Origin of the sequence: Brevibacterium sp., assembly GCF_031179145.1 — a bacterium.
Taxonomy (GTDB): Bacteria; Actinomycetota; Actinomycetes; order Actinomycetales; family Brevibacteriaceae; genus Brevibacterium.
In genome coordinates this window covers 112,088-124,705 of record NZ_JAPSIB010000009.1, presented here as the reverse complement: position 1 = coordinate 124,705, position 12,618 = coordinate 112,088, and the positions used below count along the sequence as shown (strand labels likewise).

8 protein-coding genes are annotated in these 12,618 nt (G+C 64.7%); 7 read left to right on the top strand and 1 reads right to left on the bottom strand.

The features are described 5' to 3' along the window. Window positions 1-10 precede the first annotated feature (10 nt). The gene (locus RIT73_RS08755; RefSeq protein WP_309131687.1) at window positions 11-601 is read right to left on the bottom strand and encodes a hypothetical protein; all 591 of its coding nucleotides are present in this window, start codon (window positions 599-601) and stop codon (window positions 11-13) included. Window positions 602-849: 248 nt separating this feature from the next. On the opposite strand from RIT73_RS08755, the gene RIT73_RS08750 reads away from it, so the two are divergent. From RIT73_RS08750 to RIT73_RS08720, 7 genes are all read left to right on the top strand, one after another. Then, entirely contained in the window at window positions 850-2,655 is a 1,806-nt protein-coding gene (locus tag RIT73_RS08750) for an ABC transporter family substrate-binding protein (protein WP_309131686.1), read from the top strand. Window positions 2,656-2,755: 100 nt separating this feature from the next. After that, window positions 2,756-4,300 carry an ABC transporter permease gene (locus RIT73_RS08745; RefSeq protein WP_309131685.1) on the top strand — a complete coding sequence of 515 codons (1,545 nt, stop codon included), beginning with the start codon at window positions 2,756-2,758 and terminating at the stop codon, window positions 4,298-4,300. Further along, window positions 4,297-5,343, top strand: coding sequence for an ABC transporter permease (locus RIT73_RS08740; RefSeq protein WP_309131684.1), 1,047 nt, complete (start codon window positions 4,297-4,299; stop codon window positions 5,341-5,343). The genes RIT73_RS08745 and RIT73_RS08740 overlap by 4 nt, the downstream gene beginning before the upstream one ends. Then, entirely contained in the window at window positions 5,343-7,271 is a 1,929-nt protein-coding gene (locus RIT73_RS08735) for an ABC transporter ATP-binding protein (RefSeq protein WP_309131683.1), read from the top strand. Before RIT73_RS08740 ends, RIT73_RS08735 begins: the two co-directional genes overlap by 1 nt. A 247-nt stretch (window positions 7,272-7,518) precedes the next feature. Next, the gene (gene typA, locus RIT73_RS08730) at window positions 7,519-9,429 is read left to right on the top strand and encodes a translational GTPase TypA (RefSeq protein WP_309131682.1); all 1,911 of its coding nucleotides are present in this window, start codon (window positions 7,519-7,521) and stop codon (window positions 9,427-9,429) included. Between the two features lie 14 nt (window positions 9,430-9,443). Continuing rightward, window positions 9,444-10,829, top strand: coding sequence for an N-acetyl-1-D-myo-inositol-2-amino-2-deoxy-alpha-D-glucopyranoside deacetylase (mshB, locus tag RIT73_RS08725; protein WP_309131681.1), 1,386 nt, complete (start codon window positions 9,444-9,446; stop codon window positions 10,827-10,829). Between the two features lie 33 nt (window positions 10,830-10,862). Further along, window positions 10,863-12,587 (top strand): VanW family protein, encoded by a 1,725-nt coding sequence (locus RIT73_RS08720; RefSeq protein ID WP_309131680.1) that lies wholly within the window; start codon window positions 10,863-10,865, stop codon window positions 12,585-12,587. The last annotated feature ends 31 nt before the right edge of the window (window positions 12,588-12,618 follow it).

Here is a 12,618-nt window from a genome sequence, read left to right as displayed (position 1 = left end):
CCTCGCAATCTCAGCCGGGCACGGCGGCGAACCCGAAGACTGCCCAGATGAGGGTGCCGATGACGGCGGCGATGAGGCCGACGTTCCAGGTGGTGGTGACTGTGCGCAGGCCCCGCGGATTGGCCAGTTCGTCGTCGCCGAGTCCGGCGAAGTGATCGAGCACGGCGTCGACGGACGGGTTCGGGTTCTCGATGAGCCGACGGATTCCATGTTCGTCCTTCTCCATCTTCTTGCCTCGACCGGCCAGCGGCCATGACGAGTAACTGGCCTCAGGGGTGCGAACATTCAGGCCGAAGTGAGTGTCGAAGCCGTCGATGAGGTTCCACGGGATGACGATGGACTGCAGGGGATTGATCAACGCAAGCTCCTGGTGCCGCAGCTCCACACGGGGGAAGCGGTAGAGCGCGAAGACGATCATGAAGACGGCAACTGGGACGCCGGCAACCACCAGACCGCGAAAAGTGAAGTCACCGGCGACGATCGATCCGACCCCGAGAGCGCAGATCGCGGAGATGGTGAAGAAGAGCACCGTGGAACCCGTCGTCCTCAGAGTCACGACAGGTGACACGTCCTGCTCGGCATTGGGGTCGCGGTTGGTCATCACCCGGGCCATCCTACTCAGCAAAATGACGCAATTCACACTCAGAGATGGGAAATTCGCACACACCTCCTTGGTCACAACAAAGTAACAATCGTCTGAATAGCTCAGTATGTGGACTAGGTCACAGCTTTCTGTGAAGTAACTTGGAGGCATTCCATGTGTGAACATGAACCAGGTCACACACCCCGTGGCCACTCCGCGCTTCACAGTTGAACGCGGAGAACTCCAGACGAATACAAGGAGAGAACGTGAAGAAGCGCTTCCTCGCAGCCGGGGCCTCAGTTGCCGCAGCAGCAATGGTGCTCACCGCCTGCACCCCTCCCGGCGGCGGCAATGACGAGCAGTCCGCGGAGAACCAGATCCTCAACATCGGGTGGAACGAATCATTCCGGTCGATGAATACGCTGACCGCCAACGGCAACGCCGTGGCCAACGCCATTCTCACCTACATGATGAATGACAACTTCGGATACTACGACGACAGCCTTGAAATTCAGGACGGCAACCTCGGCGCGGTGGAGAAGGTCTCCGACGATCCGCTCAAGGTCAAGTACACGTTCAATGACACGGCGAAGTGGTCCGACGGAACCCCTGTGGACGCCGCAGATCTTGCGTTGACCTGGGCCGGGAAGTCGACGAATTTCAACACCGTTGAGGAGAACAACAATGACGACGGGACGGTGAAGGAGAATGACGAGAACACCGTCTATTTCGATGCCTCAACCGTCGGATCGTCGCTGATCAAGGACTTCCCTGAGCTCTCCGCGGACGGCAAGGAGCTCACGTTCACCTACACCAAGCCCTTCGCGGACTGGGACAAGGAATTCGGCCTGGGTGCCGATGGCATCGGCCTTCCTGCGCACATCGTGGCGAAGAAGGCCTTGGGAATCGACGATCCGGCCGAGGGCAAGAAGGCCATCCTCGACGCCATCGAGAAGAACGACAAGAAGGCCCTCTCGAAGATCTCGAACACCTGGAACACCGGTTTCGACTTCACCTCGATGCCCGAGGATCCCGATCTGCTTGTTCATTCTGGGCCGTACAAGATGACCGACTTCAAGGAGGGCCAGTACGTCACCCTCCAGGTTGACGAGAACTACTCGGGACCCACGAAGCCGAAGGTCAACACCGTCACCGTGCGTTACAACGGCGATCCCATGGCGATGGTGCAGGCGATCGAGAACGGCGAGGTCGACTTCACCCAGCCACAGGCCACTGCCGACGTCCTTGAAGCCGCTGAAGGACTCGACGGTATCAAAGTGGAATCTGCCGACGGCGCCACATACGAACACGTCGACTTCACCTTCAACAACAACGGCCCCTTCGACCCGAAGGCATATGGCGGGGATGAGGAGAAGGCCAAGAAGGTGCGGCAGGCCTTCCTCAAGACAGTGCCCAGGGCTGACATCGTCGACAAGATCATCAAACCGCTCAACCCCGAGGCTGTCGTCCGCGACTCCTTCACCCAGGTGCCGGGCTCCCCGATGTACGACGCGATCACCGCGGGCAACGGACTCAAGGAGCTCGAGAAGGTCGACACCGAGGGCGCCAAGAAGCTGCTCGAGGAGGTCGGCGGTGAGATCAAGCCCGTGCGCATCATGTACGACAACACGAACGCCCGCCGGCAGCAGGAATTCCAGCTGATCAAGGAATCAGCGGAGAAGGCAGGCTTCACGATCGAAGACGTCGGTGATGTCAACTGGGGCACCCGCCTCGGTGACAAGACCTACGACGTCTCCCTCTTCGGGTGGCAGTCCGAGTCGACGGGAATCACGGACTCCGACGCGAACTACCGCACGGGTGCGCAGAACAACTACGGCGGCTACTCGAACCCCGAGACCGACAAGATCCTCGATGAGATCCTCGTCGCTCCGGAACCCGAGCAGGAGAAGCTCGTCACCGAACTGGAGGCGCAGCTGACTGAGGATGCCTTCGGAGCGCCGATCTTCCAGTTCCCGGAGCTGCTCGTCTACAACGAAAAGTTGAAGAATGCCAAGTCGACCACCGTGTCGCCGACCATCTTCTGGAACTACTGGGAGTGGGAAGTCAACTGATCCGCCTCTGAGTGGTCAGTTCCTTTCCACCCCAGCCACTGTGGGGATCACTTCGTGGTCCCCACAGTGGCGTTTCACGGAATACTGAAACGGACGTTCCATGCTGAAATTCATCCTCAAGAGGCTGCTCTCGACCGTGCTAGTGCTGCTCGTCGTGACGTTCGTCCTCTATCTCCTGCTCAACGCGGCTCTCGACTTCTTCTGGGATCTCCGCTCGAGCACCTCGCCCAACATCGAGTCGCTCTACGAATCCAGGCGGCGTCTGCTCGACCTCGACACCCCCGCGGTCGTCCGCTACTTCAAGTGGCTGGCCGGAGTCGGCGGCTGCGCGATCGGCCAATGCGACCTCGGCATCGCGTGGAAGAGTGGACAGGAAGTCACCTCCCAGCTGCAGGGTGCGATCGTCAACACGATCAAGCTCATCTCCGCCGCCACCATCATCGCCATCGTCCTCGGCGTGGCCGTCGGAATGATCTCCGCCATCCGCCAGTACTCGGGCTTTGACTACTTCATCACCTTCGTCTCGTTCCTCCTCTACTCCCTGCCGGTCTTCTGGGTGGCCGTGCTGCTCAAGCAGTGGGGAGCGATCGAGATCAACAACTTCCTCAGCGATCCGCAGATCGAGACCTGGCTGCCGATCATCGCCGTCTGCCTGGCCATGGGCCTGTTCTGGATGGGGGCGCTCGGGGGCAGTCGGAATCGGCGGCTCATCACCTTCGCCGCGGCCACCCTGATCACCTTCGTCACGATCTACTACATCCTCGCCAGCGGCTGGCTGCAGCAGCCGCGGATCGGGATCGTCGGCGTCGTCCTCATCGGCGCCGGCACGGCCATCGTCATGACCTTCCTCTCGACAGGGCTGCGGAACAAGAGGGTCCTCTACGCGACCCTGACGGTGGCCGGGATCGGAGCGCTGCTCTACATGCCGCTGCAGTACCTCTTCTACTACCAGGAGATGAACTGGCTGTGGATGGTCGGCCTCCTGGTCGTCGCGATCGTCATCGCGGTCGGCGTGGGGCTTGCCTTCAAGGGCCCGGATCCCTGGGACACCGCCCGGACCACGTTCTTCACCGTCCTCGTCATCGCCGTCCTCATCTTCGCGGACAGGGTGCTGCAGGAGTGGGGCCGGTACTCGGCGCATCCGGCGATCAACAACCGTCCGATCGCGACGATCGGCGCGTCCGCGCCGAACGTCGCGGGAGATTTCTGGATGGCGAACCTCGATTCGTTCACCCACCTCCTGCTGCCCTCGATCGCCCTGATCCTCATCTCCTTCGCCTCCTACACCCGTTACACGCGTGGGTCAATGCTCGAGGTGATGGGTCAGGACTACATCCGCACTGCCCGGGCCAAGGGCCTCAACGAGCGCACCGTCGTCATGCGCCACGCCCTGCGCAATGCGCTGCTGCCTCTGGCGTCGATCATCCCCGTCGACATCATCACCATGGTCGGCGGGGCCGTGATCACGGAGACGATCTTCGGCTGGAACGGCATGGGCAAGCTCTTCATCGACTCGATGCACCGTTCCGAAATCGACCCGATCATGGCCTACATCGTCATCACGGGCATCTTCGCCATCATCGCCAACCTGGTCGCGGACTTCCTCTACGCCGTCCTCGACCCGAGAATCCGGGTGAACGCATGAGTATTCGCAACGACAACCAGACTCCGACCGACGAGGCCCAGGACATTCCGGCCGAGGTCAAGGACAACGGGATCGAGGCCAAGGAGACCGAGGGCCTGTCGCAGGGCAGGATCGTGCTGCGCAAGTTCCTCCGCCACAAGGGTGCGATGATCGGCGTCATCGTGTTCGCCTTCATCGCCCTCTTCGCCTACAGTGCGCTGGGAATCGGCCCGATCCCCGGATGGTGGATCCACAATCACACCTCTTCGGGGCCCGTCGTCAATCCCGGCGGCGCCCCCACCTGGTCACTCTCGGAGCCGTTCTCTCTCGGAGAGCATCCCTTCGGACAGGACGAGATCGGTCGCGACAACTTCGCCATGGTCATGAAGGGCACGCAGATCTCCATCATGGTGATGCTCATCATCGGCGCGGTCTCGCTGGTGATCGGCACGATCGTCGGGGCGCTGGCCGGCTATTACCGGGGGTGGATCGATTCGGTCCTCATGCGCGTCACCGACGGGGTCATCATCCTGCCGACCATCGTCGTCGGAGCGATCCTCGGCAAGCTGGTCTCGGGAACCTCCGGAGCCATGCTCGGCGTCGTTCTCGGGGCCGTGCTGTGGACCTCCCTGGCTCGACTCGTGCGCGGTGAGTTCATGTCCCTGCGCGAACGCGAGTTCGTCGATTCCGCCCGCGTGGCGGGGGCGAGCGACTTCCGCATCATGTTCAAACACATGCTGCCCAACGCGATGGGCGTCATCATCGTCAACACCACCCTGCTGATGAGCCAGGCGATCGTCCTCGAGGCCGCACTGAGCTACCTCGGCTTCGGCATCCAGCCGCCCGACGTCTCGCTCGGCCGGCTCATCAGCGAATACCAGACCGCCTTCGCCACCCGGCCGTGGTTGTTCTGGTGGCCGGGACTCTTCATCATCCTCATCGCCCTGTGCGTCAACTTCATCGGCGACGGTCTGCGTGACGCGTTCGACCCGCGGATGAAGACGATCCCGAGCTGGCGGAAGATGAAGAAGGCCGAGCGCATGGCGCAGAAAGGGGCCAAGTGATGGCTGAAGCAACACCGACCACCGCCACCGCCTCGGCGAAGTCGCCGATCCTCGAGGTCAGGGACCTGGGCGTGAAGTTCTGGGTCAACGACGAATGGTGGATGGCCGCCGAAGGCCTCGACTACAAGGTCAACGCCGGCGAGGTGCTCGCGATCGTCGGCGAATCCGGTTCCGGGAAATCGCAGTCGAGCATGTCGCTGCTCGGCCTCCTGCCGAGCAACGGGCGTGCCACCGGGTCGGCGAAGCTCGGCGGCACCGAGCTCATCGGGATGCCGGCCGAGAAGATGCAGCGCATCCGCGGCAATGAGATCTCGGTGATCTTCCAGGAGCCGATGACCGCGCTCAACCCCGTCTACACCGCCGGATTCCAGATCGTGGAGACCCTGCGCGTGCACCTGGACATCGGACCCACCGAGGCGAAGGAACGGGCGCTCGAGCTGATGCGCCTCGTCGAGATCCCCGATCCCGAGGAACGCTTCCACTCGTTCCCGCACCAGCTCTCGGGCGGACAGCGCCAGCGCATCATGATCGCGCAGGCGCTGGCCTGCCAGCCGAAGCTGCTCATCGCCGACGAGCCGACGACGGCGCTCGACGTCACCGTCCAGGCGGAGATCCTCAAGCTGATGCGGGAGCTGAAGTCGAAGGTCGACGCCGGCATCATCCTCATCACCCACGACATGGGTGTCGTCGCCGACATGGCCGACCGCATCATCGTGATGCGGTCGGGACGAGTCGTCGAGTCCGGAACCGCCGATGAGATCTTCTACGATCCTCAGCATCCGTACACGAAGCAGCTGCTCGAAGCCGTGCCTCACCTGGGCACGGAGATCGAGGGCGAGGCGTTCGGCGCGCACCTGTCCGACCTCGAGCACTCGCAGGCCTTCGCCGAGGCGGTCGAGCACTCGGACGAGGAGCCGGGCGACCGCTCCGGGGCCGAGGCGAAAGCACAGGCCGCGGAGGCGGCGCGGAAGGGAGCGGCGGAGGCCGCAGCCCGGGCGGACGCCGCCGAAGCGGCCAAGGTGGAGACCCCCGTCATCGCGATGGAGTCGACCGAGACGTACTACCATCCCGGCTCGCAGGCCGACTTCTCCCAACCCTCTGCCCTGCAGCTGCGGGATGCCGCGATCGAGTACCCGGCGACCGGGCGGAAGAAGGCGTTCCGCGCCGCTCACCACATCAATCTCATGGTCGCCCCCGGCGAGGTCGTGGGACTGGTGGGGGAGTCGGGATCCGGCAAGACGACGATCGGTCGCGCCGCTCTCGGTCTCCTGCCCACCGTTGAGGGCGACATGGTCGTCAACGGCACGAGCATCACGGGCCTGAGCAGTCGGCAGCTGCGTCCGCTGCGCAAAGAGGTCGGGATCGTGTTCCAGGATCCCGGGTCCTCGCTCAATCCCAGGCTGCCGGTGGGGGAGTCGATCGGAGAGCCCCTCTATCTCCACGAGGGGATGAAGGGGCCGGCGCTGAGCAAACGGGTCGAGGACCTCCTCAAAGCGGTCGAACTGCCGACCTCGATGCGCAACCGCTACCCGCACGAGCTCTCGGGCGGGCAGCGGCAGCGGATCGGCATCGCCCGGGCCCTGACGCTGAGGCCGAAGCTGCTCATCGCCGACGAGCCGACCTCGGCCCTCGACGTCTCCGTCCAGGCGAAGGTGCTCGACCTGTTCCAGGCGCTGCAGATCGAATACGGGTTCGCTTCCCTGTTCATCAGCCACGATCTGGCGGTGGTCGAGCGCATCGCCTCCCGGATCGCCGTGATGCGCCACGGCTACCTCGTCGAGATCGGCAAGAGCTCACAGGTCGTCGGCAATCCGGTGCATCCCTACACGCAGCGCCTGCTCTCGGCAGTGCCGGTGCCCGACCCCCGGGAGCAGCGCAAGCGCCGTGAGGCCAGGGACGCGGTCCTCGCCGCGACCGCGAACGCCTGACCGCGAGCGCCTGACCGCACGGGCCTGGCCGCACGCGCCTGACCGCGAACGCCTGGCGCCACGATTCGGTGGTCACAGACCTGAGGGAAATCCCGCTCGGCCGGGATTGAACCTCGCTTCTGTGACCACCGATTCGGCATTCGTCCGCCCGTGAGGCAAGTCACATTGAGCGCGGAGGGCGTGCGGGGCCGTATAATAGTCTGTTGGGTCCGCAGCGGACCACTCTCTCCAACTCCTAAGGTAATTGATGACTGAAGCCATCACGCGACGGGCAAACCGCCGCAACGTAGCAATCGTCGCCCACGTTGACCATGGCAAGACCACTCTCGTGGACGCCATGCTGAGGCAGACCGGTGTTTTCAGCGAACACGGTGATTTTGCAGAACGCGTCATGGATTCCGGTGACCTGGAACGTGAAAAGGGCATCACCATCCTCGCCAAGAACACCTCGGTGCTCTACAACGGCCCCTCGGCCGAAGGCGAACCCATCGTCATCAACGTCATCGACACCCCAGGTCACGCCGACTTCGGCGGCGAGGTCGAACGCGGACTGTCCATGGTCGACGGAGTCGTCCTCCTCGTCGACGCCTCGGAGGGACCGCTGCCGCAGACGCGCTTCGTCCTCCGCAAGGCTCTCGCCGCGAAGCTTCCCGTCATCCTCGTCATCAACAAGACCGACCGCGCTGACGCTCGCATCGACGGCGTCGTCGAAGAGTCCCAGGACCTGCTCCTCGGACTCGCCTCCGACCTCGCCGACGAGGTTCCCGACCTCGACGTCGACGCCGTGCTCGACGTTCCCACGGTCTTCGCCGCCGCGAAGGTCGGCGCTGCCTCACTCGAGCAGCCGGCCGACGGCGAAGTTCCCGCGAACCCGGACCTCGAGCCGCTGTTCAAGACGATCCTCGAGACGATCCCGGCTCCCGAGATCAACGCTGACGGGATCCTGCAGGCGCACGTGACCAACCTCGACGCCTCGCCGTTCCTCGGTCGTCTGGCGCTGCTGCGCATCTTCGGTGGCACCCTTCGCAAGGGCCAGCAGGTCGCGTGGGCCCGCGGAGACGACATCAGCTCCGTGAAGATCACCGAGCTGCTCGAGACCCAGGGACTCGACCGGGTCCCCGCCACCGAGGCCTCCGCCGGTGACATCGTCGCCGTCGCCGGAATCCCCGACATCATGATCGGCGACACCCTGACCGATCTCGACAACCCGAAGCCGATGCCGGCCATCGTCATCGACGATCCGGCGATCTCGATGACCATCGGCATCAACACCTCGCCGCTGGCCGGCCGCGAGAAGGGCACCAAGGTCACCGCTCGCCAGGTCAAGGACCGCCTCGACGCCGAGCTCGTCGGCAACGTCTCGCTCAAGGTCCTGCCCACCGAGCGTCCTGACGCCTGGGAGGTCCAGGGTCGTGGCGAACTCGCCCTGGCCATCCTCGTCGAGCAGATGCGCCGCGAGGGCTTCGAGCTCACCGTCGGCAAGCCGCAGGTCGTGACCAAGCAGATCGACGGCAAGACCTACGAACCGCTCGAGCACCTGACGATCGACGTGCCCGAGGAGCACCTCGGCGCCGTCACGCAGCTGATGGCCAGCCGCAAGGGCGTCATGTCGACCATGACGAACCACGGCACCGGCTGGGTCCGGATGGAATTCACCGTCCCCGCCCGTGGCCTCATCGGCTTCCGCACCCGGTTCCTCACCGAGACGCGCGGCACGGGCATCGCGAACTCGATCTCCGCCGGTTACGGTCCCTGGACCGGTCACATCGAGTTCCGGATCAACGGTTCGCTCGTGGCCGACCGCGCTGGCACCGTCACCCCGTACGCGCTGATCAACCTGCAGGACCGCGGCACGTTCTTCGTCGAACCGACCTCCGAGGTCTACGAGGGCCAGATCGTGGGCGAGAACTCGCGCGCCGACGACATGGACGTCAACATCACGAAGGAGAAGAAGCTGACGAACATGCGTTCGGCCTCGGCGGACTCCTTCGAGAACCTCACCCCGCCGCGCAGGCTGACTCTGGAGGAGAGCCTCGAATTCGCCCGCGAGGACGAATGCGTCGAGGTCACCCCGGCCACCGTGCGCATCCGCAAGGTCGAACTCGACCAGAAGGAGCGCGCGAAGCTCTACTCCAAGATGCGCCGGCAGAACGCCTGAGCTCAGGTCACACGATGACGCCGAGACCACGCATCCTCTTCGTGCACGCTCATCCCGACGATGAGACGATCACGACGGGAGGCACGATCGCGACCCTGGTGGCCGAGGGGGCGCACGTTACGGTCGTGACCGCGACGAGGGGCGAGGGCGGTGAGGTGATCCCTCCCGCACTCGCCCACCTCGAAGGCGATCGGGCCGGGCTCGCGCAGGTCCGGGAGACTGAGATCGCCGAGGCGATGGCGGCCCTGGGCGTGAGCGATCACCGGTTCCTCGGCGGCAGCGACCGGATCTTCGAGGACTCGGGGATGGAATGGGGACCCGACGGCCACGCCGTCGCGGCATCGACCCGCCCAGCGGACTCCCTGTGCTCGGCCGAGCTCTCGACGGTGGCCGCGGCCATCGCCGAGGTGATCGACGACGTCCGCCCGCATGCTGTCGTCACCTACTCCGCCAACGGCGGGTACGGCCATCCCGACCATGTGCGCGTGCACGAGGCCACCGTCGCCGCGGTCGATGCCGCCCGGTGGCGGACCGGGCGCCTGCTCTTCGTCGAGGTCCCCGCCGAGGTGGCCGAGGAGATGTTCGATCCGTTGCAACCCGGGTTCGCCGAGACGGGGTTCGCCGCGGCGACGACGATCCCGACCAAGGCGCCCGAGGGCGAGATCGTCATCGCTGAGGACATCTCGGCGCAGTTGCCCGCCAAGGCAGCCGCTCTGGCCGCTCACCGCACCCAGGTCACGGTCTCCGGCGGATTCTTCGCGTTGTCGAACGATGTCGGCACGAAGATCGTCGACCACGAGTACTACACGATCGGCGCGGGGGAGACCATCGCGTCGGCCGCGCCGATGACCATGACCGGCTATGCTCCGCACATCCTCACCGGCCTCGACCTCGCCGAGGTGGAGGCGCAGAATTCAGAGTTGCCGATGGCAGGGCAGGAGACCACCGCGCAGGGGTCCGCTGCGCACAGTGTCGCTGCGGACTCGGGACTGCGCCGACGCCGACGTGGGCCGAGGAAGCCCGGCGTCTTCGCCTACGTCCATGCCGCCCTGCTGGCCCTGCTCATCGGCGTGCTCGGAGGACTGCAGCACCTCAACGTCACGGTCATCCACCTCGGCGGGATGCCGATCATCCTGCCCTGGGGGCTCGGACTCGCCCTGCTGCTGGCCGCGTGCGGTCTGTGGCACCTGAAGACGCTGTACCGCAGCTCCGGCCCGATGCTCGCGGCGGCGTTCGTCATCGCGATCATCTCCTACCTCCTCGGGCAGCCTCAGCTGCTGCCCGGTTCCGACATCGTCCTCACCGGCACCCTGCGCTCGGCCGGCTGGCTGCTCGGGCCGATGCTGCTGGCCGCTGTCTTCGCATTCATCAGGGTGCCGCGCACTCAGGCGCCCCGCTAGACTGGTGGCTCAACTCGCCGCCGATGGAGAATGATGTCGAAACACGCTTCGTCTGACACCCCCTCCGCCGATCCCCGCAGGAAGCTGTGGGCGATCATCCTGTTCGCAGCCCTCGGTCTCGGCCTGCTCTACTTGGGGCTGGGAATCTTCAGCGGACGCGTCGTCGCTCCCGGGACCACGGTCGCAGGCGTCGACGTCGGCGGCAAGAGCGCCGCCGACGCAGAATCCTCGCTCGAGACCGCCCTCGCCGAGAAATCACAGCAGGACATCGAACTCGCCTCCGGCGAGGCCACAGCGACGCTCTCACCCGAGAAGGCGGGCGTCGGCGTCGATGTCGACGCCACCATCGACCAGGTCACCGGCTTCACCCTCAATCCTGCCGTCATCACCGACCGGCTCTTCGGCGACGACGAGGTCGCCCCCGTGATCAGGTTCGACGACGAGAAGTTCGCGGACGAGGCTCCGAAGGTGACACAGGCTCTCGAGGTCGAACCCGTGAATGCGGAAGTCAGCTACGACAAGACGACGCCGAAGCTGAAGGACGCCGTGACCGGTCAGAAGGTCGATGACAAGCAGCTGCGCAGCGCGGTCGCCGACAACTGGCTGCGCAGCGACGGGCCGATCTCCGTCGACGCCACCGAGATCGAACCCGACATCACCACCGCCGAGGCGAAAGAGGTCGTCGACGGCTTCGCCAAGGAAGCGGTCAGCCGCACCCTGACCGTCCATGCGAAACCGGGTGCGGATGCCGACTCCGACGTCAAGGCCGGCGATCTCAGCATCAAGCCGGACGTCGTCGCCAAGACTCTGGGCTTCGAGGCCAAGGATTCGAAGCTCGTGCCCGCCTTCGACGAGAAGGCGCTGCGCAAGGAGGTCCTCGCCGACAACAAGGAGATCGGGCGACCGGCCGAGGACGCGACCTTCAGAATCGTCGACGGCAAACCCGAGGTCGTGCCGGCCAAGACCGGGATCGGGATCAAGGGCAAGGACCTCTCCCAGGCAGTCCTCGACGCCATCAAGGGCGAGACCGACGAGGCCGAAGTGAGCCTGCAGACCGTCGAACCGGAGTTCACCACGGAGGAGGCGAAGAAAGCCGACCTCTCGGACACCGTGTCCGAGTTCTCCACCTCGTACGAATCCTCACCCAACCGCGACAACAACCTGAGAGTCGCCTCGGCGAAGGTGTCCGGCACCGTGATCCAGCCGGGCGAGCAGTTCTCCCTCAACGAGGCTCTCGGCCAGCGCACCGCCGCCAACGGCTACAAGCCGGCCGGAGTGATCTCGGAGGGGCAGATGAAAGAGGACTTCGGCGGGGGAGTCTCCCAGGTCTCGACCACCCTGTTCAACGCAGCGTTCTTCGCCGGCTTCGAACTCGACGAGCACCGCGCCCACTCGCGCTACATCTCACGCTATCCCGAAGGCCGCGAGACGACGCTCGACTGGTCGTCCATCGACCTCAAGTTCACGAACACCACGAAGTCCCCGGTCGTGCTCGACATGCACCTGTCCGGCGGCAAGGTGCATGCGAAGGTCTTCGGGGTGAAGAAGTACGAAGTCGAGGCCGACGCTTCCGGGCGCTACAACTACACCTCTCCCGCCACGGTCACCGAATCCGGGGACAAGTGCACTCCGCAGTCGCCGAAGCAGGGCTGGTCGATCAAGATCACCCGGACCATGAAGGAGATCGCCACGGGGAAGGTGACGAAGGACTCGTTCGTCACCGTCTATCGCCCGGTCAACAAGGTCGAGTGCAAGTAGCGGCTCGGCTCAACTGCGCTCAACCAGGCTC

Excerpts from the sequence above, each read along its gene's own strand:
- RIT73_RS08720 (WP_309131680.1), top strand. The coding sequence starts at position 10,863 with ATGTCGAAACACGCTTCGTCTGACACCCCCTCCGCCGATCCCCGCAGG.
- RIT73_RS08735 (WP_309131683.1), top strand. The coding sequence starts at position 5,343 with ATGGCTGAAGCAACACCGACCACCGCCACCGCCTCGGCGAAGTCGCCG.
- RIT73_RS08745 (WP_309131685.1), top strand. The coding sequence starts at position 2,756 with ATGCTGAAATTCATCCTCAAGAGGCTGCTCTCGACCGTGCTAGTGCTG.
- RIT73_RS08740 (WP_309131684.1), top strand. The coding sequence starts at position 4,297 with ATGAGTATTCGCAACGACAACCAGACTCCGACCGACGAGGCCCAGGAC.
- mshB (WP_309131681.1), top strand. The coding sequence starts at position 9,444 with ATGACGCCGAGACCACGCATCCTCTTCGTGCACGCTCATCCCGACGAT.
- RIT73_RS08755 (WP_309131687.1), bottom strand. The coding sequence starts at position 601 with ATGACCAACCGCGACCCCAATGCCGAGCAGGACGTGTCACCTGTCGTG.
- typA (WP_309131682.1), top strand. The coding sequence starts at position 7,519 with ATGACTGAAGCCATCACGCGACGGGCAAACCGCCGCAACGTAGCAATC.